General features: G+C 71.3%; 11 protein-coding genes and 1 pseudogene. 6 read left to right on the top strand and 6 right to left on the bottom strand.

Translation table 11 applies throughout. From position 1 onward, the window contains the following. Window positions 1–9 precede the first annotated feature (9 nt). The gene (locus tag KM933_RS08985) at window positions 10–1,800 is read right to left on the bottom strand and encodes an ABC transporter ATP-binding protein (protein WP_221350018.1); all 1,791 of its coding nucleotides are present in this window, start codon (window positions 1,798–1,800) and stop codon (window positions 10–12) included. Then, window positions 1,797–3,641, bottom strand: a complete 1,845-nt coding sequence (locus KM933_RS08980) for an ABC transporter ATP-binding protein (protein WP_221350016.1) — start codon at window positions 3,639–3,641, stop codon at window positions 1,797–1,799. Before KM933_RS08980 ends, KM933_RS08985 begins: the two co-directional genes overlap by 4 nt. A gap of 198 nt (window positions 3,642–3,839) precedes the next feature. Between KM933_RS08980 and KM933_RS08975 the strand changes: the two genes are divergently transcribed. Then, window positions 3,840–4,583 (top strand): L,D-transpeptidase family protein, encoded by a 744-nt coding sequence (locus tag KM933_RS08975; protein WP_221350014.1) that lies wholly within the window; start codon window positions 3,840–3,842, stop codon window positions 4,581–4,583. Window positions 4,584–4,665: 82 nt separating this feature from the next. Further along, window positions 4,666–6,378, top strand: coding sequence for a peptide-N4-asparagine amidase (locus KM933_RS08970; RefSeq protein WP_221350012.1), 1,713 nt, complete (start codon window positions 4,666–4,668; stop codon window positions 6,376–6,378). A gap of 304 nt (window positions 6,379–6,682) precedes the next feature. Here KM933_RS08970 and KM933_RS08965 read toward each other — a convergent pair whose 3' ends face one another. Continuing rightward, window positions 6,683–7,189: a MarR family winged helix-turn-helix transcriptional regulator gene (locus KM933_RS08965; RefSeq protein WP_221350010.1), complete on the bottom strand. Its 507-nt coding sequence runs from the start codon at window positions 7,187–7,189 to the stop codon at window positions 6,683–6,685. Between the two features lie 114 nt (window positions 7,190–7,303). Between KM933_RS08965 and KM933_RS08960 the strand changes: the two genes are divergently transcribed. Together KM933_RS08960 and mltG are read left to right on the top strand one after the other, a co-directional pair. Continuing rightward, a complete protein-coding gene (locus tag KM933_RS08960; RefSeq protein WP_221350008.1) occupies window positions 7,304–9,103 on the top strand; it encodes an ABC transporter ATP-binding protein in 1,800 nt (599 codons plus the stop codon). A gap of 43 nt (window positions 9,104–9,146) precedes the next feature. Continuing rightward, window positions 9,147–9,992 (top strand): endolytic transglycosylase MltG, encoded by an 846-nt coding sequence (gene mltG, locus KM933_RS08955; protein ID WP_221350006.1) that lies wholly within the window; start codon window positions 9,147–9,149, stop codon window positions 9,990–9,992. A 74-nt stretch (window positions 9,993–10,066) separates the two neighbouring features. Here mltG and KM933_RS08950 read toward each other — a convergent pair whose 3' ends face one another. Beyond that, window positions 10,067–11,179, bottom strand: a complete 1,113-nt coding sequence (locus KM933_RS08950; protein WP_308013312.1) for an NAD(P)-binding domain-containing protein — start codon at window positions 11,177–11,179, stop codon at window positions 10,067–10,069. Between the two features lie 137 nt (window positions 11,180–11,316). On the opposite strand from KM933_RS08950, the gene KM933_RS08945 reads away from it, so the two are divergent. Further along, a complete protein-coding gene (locus KM933_RS08945) occupies window positions 11,317–11,754 on the top strand; it encodes a secondary thiamine-phosphate synthase enzyme YjbQ (protein WP_221350004.1) in 438 nt (145 codons plus the stop codon). A gap of 287 nt (window positions 11,755–12,041) precedes the next feature. After that, a pseudogene (locus tag KM933_RS40560) lies at window positions 12,042–12,372 on the top strand (exonuclease domain-containing protein); the annotation flags it as partial. A gap of 242 nt (window positions 12,373–12,614) precedes the next feature. Here the strand turns inward: KM933_RS40560 and KM933_RS08940 are convergent. Next, entirely contained in the window at window positions 12,615–14,546 is a 1,932-nt protein-coding gene (locus KM933_RS08940; protein WP_221350002.1) for a DUF2357 domain-containing protein, read from the bottom strand. After that, entirely contained in the window at window positions 14,543–16,798 is a 2,256-nt protein-coding gene (locus tag KM933_RS08935; protein ID WP_221350000.1) for a hypothetical protein, read from the bottom strand. The genes KM933_RS08940 and KM933_RS08935 overlap by 4 nt, the downstream gene beginning before the upstream one ends. Window positions 16,799–16,848 lie beyond the last annotated feature (50 nt).

The raw sequence follows: 16,848 nt of genomic DNA, 5'->3' as shown, positions 1-16,848 counted from the left end.
GCCGTGTTCTCACCCGTGCCAGGACCTCCACAGCGCCGCGTACGCGCCATCCGCGGCGACCAGGTCGTCGTGGCTGCCGAGTTCGGTGATGCGGCCGTTCTCGACGACGGCGATGACGTCCGCGTCGTGGGCGGTGTGCAGCCGGTGGGCGATGGCGACCACGGTGCGGCCCTCCAGGACGCGGGCCAGGGAGCGCTCCAGGTGCCGGGCCGCCCGAGGGTCGAGGAGCGAGGTGGCCTCGTCCAGGACCAGTGTGTGCGGGTCGGCGAGCACCAGGCGGGCGAGCGCGATCTGCTGGGCCTGAGCGGGCGTGAGCGCGACCCCGCCCGAGCCGACCTCGGTGTCGAGACCGTCGTCCAGCGCCCGTGCCCAGCCGTCGGCGCCGACCGCCCCCAGGGCGGCCCACAACTCGGCGTCGTCGGCGTCCGTGCGGGCGAGGAGCAGGTTGTCGCGCAGGGCGCCCACGAACACGTGGTGCTCCTGGTTGACCAGCGCCACGTGGGAGCGGACCCGTTCCGCGGACATCCGGGACAGTTCGGCGCCGCCCAGTGCGACCGTGCCGGAGCGCGGCGCGTAGATACCGGCGAGCAGCCGGCCCAGCGTGGACTTGCCGGCACCGGACGGGCCGACCAGGGCCAGCCGGGTGCCGGGCGGGACCTCCAGGGAGACCTCGCGCAGCACGTCGACGCCGGCCCGGTAGCCGAAGTGCACGTCCTGTGCGTGCACGTCCCGCCCGTCGGGGGCCAGCGACCCGTCGCCCGCGTCCGGCTCGATGTCGCGGACGCCCACCAGCCGGGCCAGCGACACATGCGCCACCTGCAGCTCGTCGTACCAGCGCAGGATCAGGCCCACCGGGTCGACGAGCATCTGCGCGATCAGGGCGCCGGTCGTCAGCTGGCCCACATCGATCCAGCCCCGGAGGACGAAGTACCCGCCGATCATCAGGACCGAGCCGAGGACCGTGACGTGCGTGGCACTGACCACCGGGAAGAGCACCGAGCGCAGCCAGAGGGTGTACCGCTCCCAGGCGGTCCACTCCCTGACCCGCCGGTCCGAGAGGTCGATGCGGCGCGCGCCCAGCCGGTGCGCCTCGACGGTGCGTCCGGCGTCCACGGTCTCGGCGAGCACGGCGGCGACGGCGGCGTAACCCGCGGCCTCGGAGCGGTAGGCGGACGGCGCGCGTCTGAAGTACCAGCGGCAGCCGACCACCAGGAGCGGGACGGCGACCAGCACCGCGGGCGCGAGCGGCGGCGCGGTCACGACGAGTCCGCCCAGCAGCAGCGCCACCCACACCACACCGATGGACAGCTGCGGCACGGCCTCGCGCATGGCGTTGGCCAGCCGGTCGATGTCCGTGGTGATCCGGGACAGCAGATCTCCGGTGCCGGCCCGTTCCAGGACGCCGGGCGGCAGCCCCACCGCCCGTACGAGGAAGTCCTCGCGCAGGTCGGCCAGCATCCGCTCGCCGAGCACGGCCCCGCGCAGCTGCACCTGGCGTACGAAGAACGCCTGGACGACGAGGGCGACGGCGAACAGCGCGGCGGTGCGCTCGATGTGCACCTCGTGCGCGGCCGCCGCGCCGTCGGAGACGTGCCGGACGAGGGAACCCAGCAGATAGGGGCCGACCATCGAGGAGACGACGGCGACGGTGTTGACGGCGACGAGCACCAGGAAGGCACGGCGGTGCCGTCGGAACAGTTCGGCCACGTAGGCGCGTACGGTCGCGGGGGCTCCGACGGGCAGGGTCTCCGCCGTCGTCGGGGCCGCCGGGTCGTAGGCCGGTGGCGCCACGCCGATCATGCCGTCTCCTCGATCTCTTCCAGCTTTTCCAGTTCGTCCAGTTCGTCCAGCTCTTCCAGTGCTTCGAGTTCCTTCAGGCGGGCCAGTTCGTGCGCGGCGGCCTCGTCGTCGGTCTCACGGGTCACCACCGCGCGGTACCGCGCGTCGGTGTGCAGCAGTTCGCGGTGCACGCCGACCGCCGCCACCTCACCCTCGTGGACGAGCACGACCCGGTCCGCGCGGTCCAGGAGCAGCGGCGACGAGGTGAGGACCACCGTCGTGCGCCCCTGCCGCAGGGCCCGGAGCCCGTCGGCGATCCGCGCCTCGGTGTGCGAGTCGACCGCGGACGTCGGTTCGTCCAGGACCAGCACGCCCGGTGCGGTGACCAGCGAACGCGCCAGCGCCAGACGCTGGCGCTGGCCGCCCGACAGGGAGCGGCCGCGTTCGGTGATGCGGGCGTCCATCGGGTCGTCGGCGTCCAGGGCCCCCTGGGCGAGCGCGTCCAGGACGTCGCCGCACTGTGCCGCGGACAGGGCCTCCTGGGGACTGACGTCTCCCGAGGCGGGTACGTCGAGCAGCTCGCGCAGCGTTCCGGAGAGCAGGACCGGATCCTTGTCCTGGACGAGGACGGCGCTGCGGGCGGACGCGAGGGGCAGCTCGTCGAGCGGCACCCCTCCGACCAGTACCGACGGCAGCTCCGAGGAGTCCGCCGGATGACCGCCGAGCCGCTCGGCCAGTTCGCCCCCGGTGTCCGGGTCGCCGCACACCACGGCGGTGAGGCGCCCCTCGGGTGCGAGCAGCCCGGTCGCGGGGTCGTACAGGTCCCCGGCCGGTACGACGGCCTCGCGCGTCCCCTCGCCGTCCGTGGCCCGTTCCAGCGACAGCACCCGTGCCGCGCGCCTGGCGGACGGCTGGGAGAAGGAGTAGGCCATGGCGATCTCGGTGAAGAGCCGCAGCGGATAGCTGAGGATCATGACCGCGCTGTACACGGTGACCATCTCGCCGACGGTGATCCGGCCCTGGCGGGCCAGGTTCACGCCGTGCCAGACGACCGCGATCAGCAGCAGACCGGGCAGCAGGACCTGGACCGCGGAGATCAGCGACCACATCCGGGCACTGCGCACGGCGGCGTGGCGGACCTCCTGCGAGGCGCGGCGGTAGCGGTCCAGGAAGAGTTCCTCGCCGCCGATGCCGCGCAGTACGCGCAGGCCGGCGACGGTGTCCGAGGCCAGCTCGGTGGCGTGCCCCGCCTTCTCCCGCTGGAAGTCCGCGCGGCGGGTGGCGCGGGGCAGCAGAGGCAGCACCGACAGCGCCAGGACGGGCATGCCCACGGCGACGACGACACCGAGCGCCGGCTGGTAGACGACCAGGGCGGCGCAGACGAGCACGATCGTCACCGCGGCGGCGGTGAACCGTGACAGGGCCTCCACGAACCAGCCGATCTTCTCCACGTCACCTGTGGAGACCGCGACGACCTCGCCGGCGGCGACCCGTCGCGTCAGCGCGGAGCCCAGCAGGGCGGTCCTGCGGGCCAGCAGCTGCTGGACGCGCGCGGCGGCGGTGATCCAGTTGGTGACCGCCGCCCGGTGCAGCATGCTGTCGCCCAGCGCGATGGCGGCTCCGCACAGGACGATCAGTCCGCCCGCGAGACCCAGCCGCGCACCGGAACGCTCCACGACGGCCTGGACGGCGAAGCCGACGCAGAAGGGCAGTGTGGACACGGACGCGAAGTGCAACAGCCCCCAGAGCAGGGCCTTCACCTGCCCGCCGAGCTGATTCCGGCCGAGCCACAGCAGGAACCTGGGCCCCGAGCGTGCGTCCGGCACACCCGGGTCGGGGTACGGAAGGTCTTGAATCTGCATGACGTCCCAAAGGGCTCGGGGTACGGAGCTCGGAGTACGGAGCGGGGGCAACAAACCGTGCAAGGTTCGCGTCGCAGCGTGTCCGCAGGCAAACGGTTTTCCGTCAGGGGGCAAAGATTCGGCCCGCAACGCCCGGAACCGGCAGGGAAGCCGAGGGGCGGACGCGACCGCGCGGGTCACGGTGCGACGATGGACGGCATGCCAATACGCGGTGCGAAACGCACGACGGCCGTGGCCGCGGTCCTGGGTGCCCTGGTGATGCCCCTGGCGGCCTGCGGCGGTCCGGACGGCGGAGACGGGAAGAAGAGCGACGGGCGGGCCGGCGGGGGAGCGCGGCCCGAACAGGCGCGCACCGTCGACCTCAAGCGCATCCCCGGCGTGGGGGACAGGCTGCAGAGGCAGATTCCCGCCGGCTCCCGTCAGGTCGTCGCGGTCTACGGACAGGGCGAGGACTCGGCGGACTCCACGATCGTCCTCTACACGAAGTCCGGCTCCACCTGGGACAGGACCCGCAGCTGGAAGGGGCACAACGGCAAGAAGGGCTGGACGACCGACCACCGCGAGGGCGACAAGCGCAGCCCCGTGGGGGTCTTCACGCTCAGCGACGCCGGCGGCGTCCTGGCCGACCCCGGAACCGAACTCCCCTACACGCAGTCAGCAGGCTTCCAGGCCCCGCACCACTGGGCCAAGTCCCACTGGCACGACTTCGATCACGTCATCGCCATCGACTACAACCGCGTCAAGGGCACCTCGCCCAACGACCCGACCCGTCCCGAGGGCCGGTCCAAGGGCGGCAGCATCTGGCTGCACATGGACCACGGCAGCGGTACGTCGGCGTGCGTGAGCCTGTCCGAGTCGGGGATGGAGTACTTGCTCCGCACCCTCGACCCGGACCGTGACCCGGTCGTGGTGATGGGGGACAAGGCGCACCTGAAGGCATGAGGGCATGAGGGCCCGAGGGCCTGAGGGCCTGAGGGCCGGGGCCGCATTGCGGGACGGGCCGACTCCCCGTAGAACACCGCTCATGAGAAGACGGATTATCATGTCCATGCTCGCCGGAGCGACCCTCATGGCGAGCACCCTCCTCGGAACGGGCCAGGCGTCGGCCGCCCGGCCCGCCGACCCGCCCGCCGAGTTCGGCACCGACTGGCACGACCCCCTCACCGCAGCCCCGCCCGTCACCAGGCCCGCGGGCCGGTCCTGCGAAGTGACGGTCGCCGAGGCGCAGTTCCGTGACTTCACGCCCTACAGGGGCGCGTACGCACCACCGCGCGGCTGCGGCGACCGCTGGAGCAAGGTCGTGCTGCGGCTCGACGGCAAGGTCGCGGGACGGCAGTACGACCGCCTCGGCCACCTGCACGTCGGCGGTGTCGAGATCTTCCGCACCTCCACCCCGCAGCCCTCGCCCGACGGCATCGAGTGGTCGGTGGAGAAGGACGTCACGCGCTACAGCGACACGTTCCGCGGGCGTCACGACGTCGAGATGCTGATCGGCAACGTCGTCGACGACACCTACACGGGCGTCCTCGACGTCAAGGTGACCCTGACCTTCTACGCGGCCGGAGGGCGGGCCGGGGCCACGGAGCAGCGGGCCGCGGCCACGGAGCCGCGGGCCGGGGCCGTGAAGGCCGCCGTCCCCGACCGTGTGCTCAGCCTCCGGGACGGCGCCCTCACCACGCCCCGCAACAGCGAACGCATCGTCGCCGAGGTGTACGCCACGGGGTCGGGCGGCGGCTGCGAGGAGTACTGGTACCTGACGGTGCCCGACGCCGCTCCCTACTCCTGCAAGGCGTCCGGCGGCCCCTACCGCGAGGTCCAGATCAAGGTCGACGGCGAACTCGCGGGCATCGCCGCGCCGTTCCCGACCGTGTGGACCGGAGGCTGGTCCAACCCCTTCCTCTGGTACGTGATCCCGGGCCCGCGCGCTTTCGACGTCAAGCCCGTCGAGTACGACCTGACGCCGTTCGCCGGGCTGCTCAACGACGGCCGCCCGCACCGGATCGACGTCTCCGTGGCGGGCGTTCCCGAGGGACAGAGCGGCTGGAGCACCCCGGTCAACGTCCTCGTCTGGCAGGACGCGAAGAGCGCGCACGTCACCGGGAGGCTCACCGCCCACGAGGCCGGCGCCCCCGCGAACTCCGCCACCCACACCCCCGGTCGGGAACACCGCCTCGACACCGCGGCCGGTCACCGGCTGAGCGTGTCCGGGTACGTCGACACCTCGCACGGCCGTGTCACGACCACGGTCGGGCGCGAGCTGGCCCACACGTCCGTGCACCGCTGGACCGAAGGCGAGGAGACGGACGCGCTCAAGGGGACCTGGACCGACGACGAGAGGGTCACGGTGGACGGACGCGGACCCGCCGTGACGACCCGCACGGACCGCACGTACACCATGGACGGCACCACGACGCTCGGCACGGGCGACCGGCTGCGGACCGTGCTGTCACTGGGGGACCGGGCGGACGCGGTGGAGACGCGCGGCGGCCGGCGCACCGCGTGGTACCGGCTCGACGACGGCTACACGGGCGACGCGACCTACACCGCGAACGTACCGCGCGACCAGCGGCACGCCGTCGCGACGACGAGCGGGCGTTACCGGCTGTACGGCTCGGACGGGTGCTACGACCGGCGCCTGGTGACCGTCCAGGGCGTCCTCACGACCCCCGACCGCCCCGCGGTCTCCGGGGGCGGGAGTCCCTGCCGGGCCGCTCCCTCCTCCGCGGCCCGCGGCTGAAGTCCGGGATCGCCCGCCGCGTCCCCGGAAGGGCACGCCGAGCGTGGTTCCGCCCCTGGGGCGACGGCGGGCACGGGTGCGAGAGCGGTCGGTCCGGTGTCCACCGGCGCCCCGGCTCCGGTGCCCCGGCGGCCACAGCCGGGCCGCCGCCCGGGAACGCTCCGGGCCCCGTGCCCGGTGCGCGGCCGTGCCCGGACTTGCACCGGCAGCCGTACATGCACGGGCCTCGACCGGCAGCCGTACATGCATGGGCCTCGACCGGCAGTTGTCCCGGACTCCGGTCGGCAGCCGTCCCGGACTCCGGTCAGCAGCCGTGCTCCGGCTCCCGGGTCGGATCCGCCCCGCGCACCTCCGAGGACGTTCCGCCGGCCGCCGTGCCCGCCCCGTCGACCAGGGTGTCCAGCAGTCCGCCCAGTACCGTGCGCTGGTCCTCCGTGAGGGGGGCCAGGATGTCCTCGGCGGCCGCACGGCGCGCACCGTGCAGTTCCCGCAGGGTCAGCCGGCCGTCGTCCGTCAGCTCGATGCGGATGACCCGCCGGTTGGTGGGGTCCGGGACCCGCCGTACCTTGCCGCTCGCCTCCAGGCCGTCGACCAGGGTGGTCACGGCCCGCGGCACGACCTCCAGCCGCTGGGCCAGGTCGGCCATGCGCGGCGGGGCGTCGTAGTGGGCGAGGGTGCGCAGCAGCCGTGACTGGGCCGGTGTGACGCCCAGCCCCCGTGTTTCCAGATGGCGCTTCTGGATGCGGTGCACACGGCGGGTCAGCCGCAGCAACTGCTCGGCGAGCGGGCCGTCGGCGTCGGGGGTGTCCATGACGGGAACAATATCAGGATGCAGTTCACTATGAGTATAGGTAACAATGAGCTGTCCTCCGTCGGTCCCGGCCCCCGCACCTCCCGCCCGCCCTCTCACCTCCCGTAGGAGCCCATGCGCCACGACGACATCACCTGGACGCCACCGCCCGTCGGGGCCGGACAGCCCCGGCAGGTGCGCCGCATCCTCGCCCTCTTCCGTCCCTACCGCGGGCGGCTGGCCGTCGTCGGCCTGCTCGTCGGTGCCGCGTCCCTGGTCTCGGTCGCCACGCCCTTCCTGCTCAAGGAGATCCTGGACACCGCGATCCCGCAGGGCCGCACCGGGCTGCTGACCCTGCTCGCGTCGGGCATGATCCTCAGCGCCGTCCTCGGCGGGGTCTTCGGCGTCCTGCAGACGCTGATCTCCACGACGGTCGGCCAGCGCGTCATGCACGACCTGCGCACCGCCGTCTACGACCGGCTGCAGCGCATGTCCCTCGCCTTCTTCACCCGGACGCGCACCGGCGAGGTCCAGTCGCGCATCGCCAACGACATCGGGGGGATGCAGGCGACGGTCACCTCGACCGCCACCTCGCTGGTCTCCAACCTCACCGGTGTCGTCGCCACGGTCGTCGCGATGGTCGCCCTCGACTGGCGCCTGACCGTCGTCTCGCTGCTCCTGCTGCCGGTGTTCGTGTGGATCAGCCGCCGGGTCGGCGACGAACGCAAGAAGATCACCACCCAGCGCCAGAAACAGATGGCGGTCATGGCCGCCACGGTCACCGAGTCGCTCTCCGTGAGCGGCATCCTGCTCGGCCGCACGATGGGCCGCTCCGACTCGCTCACCCGCTCCTTCGCCGAGGAGTCCGAGAGCCTCGTCGACCTGGAGGTCCGGTCGAACATGGCGGGGCGCTGGCGGATGGCCGTCATCGGCATCGTCATGGCCGCCATGCCGGCCGTCATCTACTGGACCGCCGGCCTGGCCCTCCGGTTCGGCGGGCCCTCGGTCTCCCTCGGCACCCTGGTCGCCTTCGTCTCGCTCCAGCAGGGACTGTTCCGGCCGGCCGTCAGCCTGCTCTCCACCGGCGTCCAGATACAGGCATCGCTCGCGCTCTTCCAGCGCATCTTCGAGTACCTGGACCTGCCCGTCGACATCACCGAGCCCGAGCACCCGGTTCACCTCGACCGGGTCAGGGGCGAAGTGCGCTTCGAGGGCGTCGGGTTCCGCTACGACGACAAGGGCGGCCCGGTCCTCGACGGCATCGACCTCACCGTGCCCGCCGGCAGCAGTCTCGCCGTGGTCGGCCGGACCGGCGCCGGAAAGTCCACGCTCGGCCATCTGGTGCCGCGCCTGTACGACGTCACGGCCGGCCGTGTCACCCTCGACGGGGTGGACGTGCGCGACCTGGACTTCGACACCCTCGCGCGGGGGATCGGCGTCGTCTCCCAGGAGACGTACCTCTTCCACGCCACGGTCGCCGACAACCTGCGGTTCGCCAAGCCGGACGCCACCGACGAGGAGCTGCGCGCCGCCGCGAGGGCCGCGCAGATCCACGACCACATCGTCTCCCTGCCCGACGGGTACGACACGGTGGTGGGGGAGCGCGGGCACCGGTTCTCCGGCGGTGAGAAGCAGCGTCTGGCCCTCGCCCGCACCATCCTCCGGGACCCGCCGGTGCTGATCCTCGACGAGGCGACCAGCGCCCTGGACACCCGCACCGAGCGGGCCGTCCAGGAGGCCGTCGACGCGCTGTCGGCCAACCGGACGACGCTCACCATCGCACACCGGCTGTCCACCGTCCGGGGCGCCGACCAGATCGTGGTCCTCGACCGCGGCCGGCCGGTCGAACGCGGCACGCACGAGGAGCTGCTGCGGCAGGACGGCCGGTACGCCGCCCTGGTCCGCAGGGACACCCAACTGGAGCCGACACCGTAAAGATATGCCGATCTTGTGACGATATGCGGGTTACCGTGCCCGCATGCAGACCCACACTCCCCCCACTCCGCCCCGGGGAACGGTCCGGCTGACGCGCCGGGGCCGGACCGCCCTCATCGCGACCGGAGCCGTCGTGGCCGCCACCGCGGTCGCGGTACCGCTGCTGAGCACGGACGCCCAGAAGGACCCCCCGGTCCTGGTCGTCCCCGAGGGCTGGCGCTCCGGCCAGGTGTACGAGGCCATGGACAAGGCACTCGCGCTGCCCGCGGGCACCAGCAGGAAGTCCTTGCGCAAGGCGCGCCTCAAGCTGCCGGAGGACGCGGGCGGCAACCCCGAGGGGTACCTCTTCCCGGCGGCCTATCCCATCGACGGGAGGTCGACGCCCGAGGCCCTGCTCTCCCGCATGGTCGGGACGGCGAACAAGAAGTTCACCGGTGGCACGGTCACGGCCGGGGCCGAGCGCAACGCGATGAACGCCTACCAGACGGTCACCGTCGCGAGCATCGTCCAGGCGGAGGCCGCCACCGAGGCGGACATGGGCAAGGTGGCCCGGGTGATCTACAACCGGCTCGACCGGGGCATGCCGCTGCAGATGGACTCCACCATCAACTACGCCCTGAACCGCGGCACGCTCCGCACCAGCCGGCGCGACGCCCAGTTGGAGAGCCCGTACAACACGTACGCGCGGATGGGGCTGCCGCCGACGCCGATCGCGAACCCGGGCGAGAAGGCCGTGCGCGCCGCGGTCACGCCGCCCCGGGGCGACTGGCTGTACTTCGTGACCGTCAAACGGGGCGACACGCGCTTCACGGCCGACTACGAGGAGCACAGGAGGAACATCGCCGAGTTCAACCGCGTCGCCAGGAGCGCCCCGCCGTCACCGGGCTGAGCCGGGGTACGGGTGAGCGCCGTCCTGCCGCTCCGCCGGACGCGCGCTCCCCCGCCCGTGGCCCGCCCGTGCCGTCAGCCACTCGCCTCCACCGGGGCGGGCGCGGTCCGTGGTGCCTCCGCCAGCAGCCGCCTGATGTCCCGTACGGCCGCCCGTCCCGCGCGGTTGGCGCCGATGGTGCTGGCCGAGGGCCCGTACCCGACCAGGTGGATCCGCGGATCGGCGACCGCCCGGGTCCCCTCGACACGGATGCCGCCACCCGGCTCGCGCAGCCGCAGCGGGGCCAGATGGTCGACCGCCGCGCGGAAACCGGTCGCCCAGAGGATGACGTCGGCCGCGACCCGGCGCCCGTCGTCCCACTCCACGCCGTCCGGGGTGATCCGGTCGAACATCGGCAGCCGGTCCAGCACGCCGTCCGCGATGCCCTGCCGGACCGCGTCGTCGAGCGGCAGCCCGGTCACCGAGACGACGCTCCTCGGCGGCAGCCCCCGGCGGACCCGCTCCTCGACCAGGGCGACCGCCTCCCGGCCCACGTCCTCGGTGAACGGCCCCTCCCGGAAGACCGGCGGCCGCCGTGTCACCCAGGTGGTCCCGGCGGCGTACGGCGCGATCTCCAGCAGATGCTGCGTACCGGAGGCGCCCCCGCCCACCACGACGACGCGCCGGCCGGCGAAGTCCTGCGGGCCGGAGTACTGGGCGGTGTGCAGCTGCCGGCCGCGGAAGGTCTCCTGGCCGGGGTAGCGCGGCCAGAACGGCCGGTCCCAGGTGCCCGTCGCGTTGATCAGCGCCCGCGCCGACCACGTACCGTCCGTGGTCTCCACGAGCAACCGGCCCGCGTCGCCCTCGCGCACGGCCCGCACGTCGACCGGCCGCCGTACGCGCAGGCCGAAGGCGCGCTCGTACGTGTCGAAGTACTCGGCGACGACCTCGGAGGAGGGCCGCCGCGGATCCGCGTCCGTCAGCCGCATGCCCGGCAGGGCGTGCATGCCGTGCACCTTGCCGTACGTGAGGGACGGCCACCGGAACTGCCAGGCACCGCCCGGCCGCGGCGCGTGGTCCAGGACCACGAAGTCCCGCTCCGGCTCATGGCCGGTGCGCCTCAGGTGGTAGGCACTGGACAGACCCGCCTGGCCGGCACCCACGACGACGACGTCGACTTCCCGCACCTGCGCTCCGATGTCGTTCACACTTCTACCAACTCCGCCGCAAGCACGGATCTTCCCGGTACGGCCCGGTCCGGTGACCACCGCCACGCGGGCACCGCGAGCGGGGAAGCCGGTGTGGAAGCGGGTGTGAAACCCGGTGGATGGGCGAGGATTGTTCCATGTCCGATGCCTTCACCACCCGTGTCCTGAACATCACCTCCGGATCGGAGGAGACGGTCGTCGACCTCACCCGTGAGTGCGAGGCATTCCTCCGGGAAGCGGCGGGCGGCCGCGACGGCCTGCTCAACGTCTTCGTGCCCCACGCGACAGCCGGCGTGGCGGTCCTGGAGACGGGATCCGGCAGCGACGAGGACCTGCTCGCGGCCCTCCACACCCTCCTCCCGGCGGACGACCGCTGGCAGCACCGCCACGGGCGCCCCGGCCACGGCCGCGACCACGTCCTCCCGGCGATCGTGCCGCCGCACGCGACACTGCCGGTGATCGGCGGCCGGCTGGAACTGGGGACGTGGCAGTCGGTGTGCCTGGTCGACACGAACATCGACAATGCCGACCGTCAAGTCCGGTTGTCGTTCCTGAGGGGCGTCGGCGAGGCATGACTGTATGGGCCATGTCCGGCCGCACCAACTGTCAGGGGCCGTGGTGCGCGGCCGCACCGGGTACTCACGCTCTTCCCGGCTCCGCCCCGATGTGCGGTCGTGGTGCGGCCCTTATTCGCCCCTTGGCCTCGCCCGGCTGACGAACCACCGCCCCAGCTCCCTCGCAGGCGAAGTGGGCCACTGGGATCGGTAGTCCGACGGACGGGTGTTGCCCCGAGCGGTGGCGGAGCTCCTTGCGAGTTCCCGCCGCAAGAGTGCCCTGTACATGGAAAATCCGCCCGGCGATCATGAGCGCGAGAGCGCTGTGTGCCGCTTGCCGCACCGGGAGGGGAGCCCGAGATAGCCTGCTGTTAGCGAGCCCGAAGTGGACCACGCTGCCCGAGTATTTCCATGATTGGGCGTCGGTGGCCGTGGAGACCTCCGGGTTGAGGCTCGGCCGGGACCAAGTCCTGTCCCTCGCGGTTGTGACACTGGACGGACACGGCCGGTAGACGGATGAGTTCTCCACCCTCCTCGACCCCGGCTGCGATCCGGGCCCGGTGCATGTTCACGGACTCACCTGCGCGTCTGGCCGACGCACCCACCTTCGAGGAGATAGCTCCGCATCCCGGGGCACTGTAGTCGGACAAATCGCTGGGGTGCCCGTCGCGGGAGTCACGTCTTCGATGTACTGCGCGGCGGCCGGCTGGCGAGGGGGCAGAAGGGGGCAGCATCGCGTCGTCCTGGGAGACAGGAGATGTCAGGACGAGACGGTCCTCTCCCGCCGGATCCCGCACCGGTCGACTCAGCAGCCTCTTCAGTCCCGAGCCGACACGCCTGCCAATCCCAACTGGCTGCAACGAAAAAGCCCAAACGCTCAGTTAGCGTGGTGCCGGAGTTGAACATCCGCGTGGGCAGGAAACGGCTCGAGTCGCCTGGCCGCAGGTGCTGCACGCTGGGCAGATGAACTGACCGGTGCCCTGCGATGCCCAGCACGGGACTGCCAGGAAAGCGCCACCGAGACGGCCATCGAGGTCGGACTCGGGGGCTCCGGTAGCGGCGGAGCCATCCGGTTCCAGTAGAGGGAAGGTCTGTCTACAGGCCAGGCAGCGGCGGAGCTCCCATCGGGTGCGGCACGCGGAGCAGAGTGCTGCGAACAGGCCGCCTTCGCGGGGCTCGAACACGGTCTGGCGCTGAGAGCCGGTCTTGGCACACACCGGGCACACTTCGAGCAGTTCGGCCTGGACGGCTGCGTCCTTCAACGTCTCGGAAACAGTCCGCAGTCGCTGGACGTCGTGCTCCGCTGCTCGACTACTGCCGTGCCGCCCTTGGGCCGTCTTGAGCAGGACGGAGAACTGCTCCAGCTCCCCCGAGCTTGGGGCGCGCACGACCGCCACACCGTCAGGACGAGGCTTGAGCCAGTCACAGTTCGCCACAGTGGAACGCATGCCAGCGGGCATGGAGACGGTGAGAGGGTAGCGGCGCGCGTCGGCGCCTAAGGTGGCCCATTGGACGGCCCGCACCAGACGGCTGACGCTGAAGATGTCCAGTGGGGACAGCGGGGCAACGCCGACATGCTGCCCGGACGCATCGCCGTCGCCGTGCCCGATCCGATACGCGGCCCCGGCGACGTTGGGGTCTGCTTCCTGGCGTTCCCGGAGCAATCCCGGATGGACGATGAGGTCGTCGCACTCAGTGGCCGGCCGTTCTCGGCGGACGCCTGAGATCGACATGGCGATGGAGGCTGCGTCGGGAGCCGTGCACAGGTCGGTCGTGAGCGGAATGACGCGCAGCGCCTGGCGGTCACGCCAGTGAAGGGTGAAGTCGCCTGTCCGGGACCAGGTGACCGTCAACTGCTCACCGCGCATGCGGAAGCGGGTGGTCCGGCCGGGAGCAGGGGCCGGCTGATGGGCGTCCGGGGTCGCCTGGAGCAGTGTGCAGGCGAGGAGCAGCAGGAGACCGGTGAACCGTTCGAAGGCGACGCGGATCTCTTGGCGGCGCCGGGCGGTCTCGGCCTCTCCGGGGCGTACGGTGGCGATGGTGATGCAGGCCTGCCAGAGCGAGGCCACCCTGCGGTAGTGCGGGTCGCTGCTGAGCAAATTCGTGGGATGCAGTTCGCGGGGTGGTGCGGAGCGGTGGTCGACCGCGCGCGCCAACGGCGAACTCAGCATGATCTCCACTACCGCAAGCAGCGATTCCAGTGTCCGCAGGCGCGTTCCCGCGGCCGCCCGTTGCCGACCGGAGTCCTCGATGTTTCTCAGCAGCCCGGCCAGGTCCCACCGGGCACGCCAGGAGGTCTCCTCCGAGGTCATGAGCAGACCGTGTACATCGTCCACCATCCTGCTGAGGTCCCTGAGCTGGGCGATCCGCTGCTGCAGATGCGACCGCATTACATTGAGGACAGCCACAGCGACTCGGTTCTCGTAGATGTCGGCGTCCTCCTCGCTGCGCCGGGCTAGCAGACGGCTGGGGCGCACGCCGGCGAGCGTGTGCGAGGCCCAGTCCTCGGGCCGGGAAGCCAGGCGCGCCGCAGCGCCGGAAGCGATCGAGCGGGCCCGAGACGTCGGCACCACCTCCTCCACTGTGCGCAGACGCGTGTACGGGCGGTGGCAGACCGCGCGCAGCGCACCGGACTCGCGCTCGAAGGTGTCCTCCAGCGGCAAGGCATCTGCCTCCTCGGTGACATCGAGGATGATCGGCGACATGGCCAGCCAGTCGCCGAGCGTGGTGGCTTCGCTGAGACGCGCCGAGAGGGCTAGAAGATGGCGGACGAGGAGGGAGTCGAGTTCTGGCTCGACTGCTTCCCGCTTCATTGCCGACCACGCGAGCGGAGCTCGTCGTCCAGCAGCCGTCGCGTCGCCGCCGGTTCGTGAGCGCTGTCGAACCGCATAAGGCTTTCGACGAGGTTGGTGCGCAGTGTGTCGAGGGTGTCGGTATGGATGTCGTACCGTCCGCGGACCGAGCGCAGGATGCGTGTGGCCAGAAGATGGTCCAATGCCTCACCCGGACTGCCTCCGGCGGCGACCACGACGGGTGCGAACTGCCTGATCTGCCTCTCAAGCCGGTTGCCCCACCCGATGCGCAGTTCCTCCGCGAGGCGACCGCGCCAGTGGGTGTCGAGGAATTCGATGATGCCGTCGGCTTGCGCGCCGTAGGTGGCCTGTGCCTTGTCGAAGGACTGGGTGAGACCCTGATGGCCGAGCGGTTCCGGGAATACGGGTGCCGTCTCCGGCACGTCCGGGTGCTGCCAGGGCAGCTCCAGGACGAAGGCCCGGTCGTAGGTCTTGTCGGCGAAGCCGACGGTTGTCTCGTCGTGATTGGCGGTACCGATGAACCAGACGTTGTCCGGGACGGCTATGTGCGTTCCGCCGATGATCAGGTTGGCAGGGTTTCTGACCGGTGCCGTGGTCAGTGCCAGACTGGGCCGATCCTTGATGGCCAGGGCCGACAGTACTCCGCTGAAGTATTGTTCGGGATGGGAGAGGTTCATCTCGTCGAGGACGATGAAGAAGGGCCGGTCCTTGAAAGCGGGGCACTGGGCACGGTAAAGAGCCTTGGTGAACTCGGATTCGTAGAAGATCCGGTCGAAGCTGTTGTAGTAGCCCATGAGGTCCTGCGGGTCGCGCCAGCCGGCCTGGACGGGCACCACGGCGGCACTGGTGTCACTCCCGAAGGCGACGGCAAGCGCGCGGGCCAGACCGGTTTTCCCGATCCCGCTGATGCCCTGGAAGAGATGGAGACGGCTCATCGCCATGCCCGCCAGGGCCAGGCGCAGGTCGGACAGGCGGTAGGAGAGTCCGGTCTGCCGGCGGATGACCGCCTGCATCTGGTGCACCAGCTCGGGCATAGCCGGCGTACGTGTGTCGAAGGGCCGGGGTGTGCCGAACTCCCGGTCCATGTACGAGCAGGCCGGAAAAGCCTGACCTTCCTTGCCGACCTGGGCCGTGGCTCGGAGTTTGGCTGCTTCCTCGTTGAGCAGTTGCTGCAGTTGGTCGTTGGCAGCGCGCAACCAGTTGTTGTGTTCGACGTAATTCTGACGCTCGTTGACCGCGATGCGATCACGTTGGAGCGCGGACTCCAGTTCCCCGCGCTCCCGCACCAGCTCTTCGTTATCGGCGGCGAGGCGCGTGACTCGCTGCCGCAATTGCTCGAGCAGGAGGGCGTCGGCTTGTGGCGCGGCGGCGTTCTCCTCCAGGAGACGGGCGTTCTCGGCGCGAAGCTCGGTCAGGCGCTCGACGACCTGCTCCAGGGTCATGCCCCCCAGGCACGCCAGTGCGCCGTCGTACTTGTTGAGTCGGGCGCTCAGACGTTCGCTCCCCTCGGTGAGGACAGCAATCTTGCGCCGGCTCTCCTCCATCTGCTGAAGCAACTGGCCGGTGCGGCTCGTCACCTCATGTTCGAACCGTTCCGCACGGGTGGCCTGCTGCTCCTTGAGGGCGGCCTTGAGGTGGGCGATGTCCTCACGTTCGTCGTCCAGCCGGAGCCGGGCGGATCGCAGATCTCTCTCGCGCTGGGCGAGTTCACTCTCCCGCTGGTCCAGGGCCGTCTGCGTGTCGGCCAGGCGACGCTGCTCCTCGCTCCACCGTGCCTGTCGGTCCTGGCGTTCGGTGTCGATGGCGGCCACTGCCGTTCGGCGCTGCTCCGTCAGCCAGGCCTCCAGCTCTCGGCCTGCCTCCAGGCGGCGTTCGGTGAATACCGCTTCGGCCGCTTGCTCGCGGTCGGACAGATCGCGTTCCTTGCGGTCGAGGAGTTCCGCGCGGGCATCCAGCGCGGCACTCCTCTCCTGCAGGGCTGCGGCTTCCTCGGCCCGTAGGGCGGCCGCGGCAGTGAGTTCCTCCTGCTCGGCACGGAGCGCCTCCGCCTGCACCGACAACGCGTTCGTTGCGTCTGCCTGGTGCTCGGCGAGTGCACGGTACTGCTGCCAGGCCGACGCGAGGTCGGAGCTCGCGCCGTCGGACCCGGCCCCCGCCGCGACCACCACTTGGGCCTCGTTCGCGACCTGCTGTATCTCCGCCAGCAGCGCCGCCGTGTCGTCGGCGCTCTTTGGGCCGGTGGGGGAAGCCATCGGGGCCGGCTGACGGGCATGGGCGGCCTCGGTGCGCTTAGGAGCGGGCG

The organism is Streptomyces beigongshangae (genome assembly GCF_019710745.1).
Classification (GTDB): domain Bacteria; phylum Actinomycetota; class Actinomycetes; order Streptomycetales; family Streptomycetaceae; genus Streptomyces; species Streptomyces beigongshangae.
This window is presented reverse-complemented; position numbering and strand designations above follow the sequence as displayed.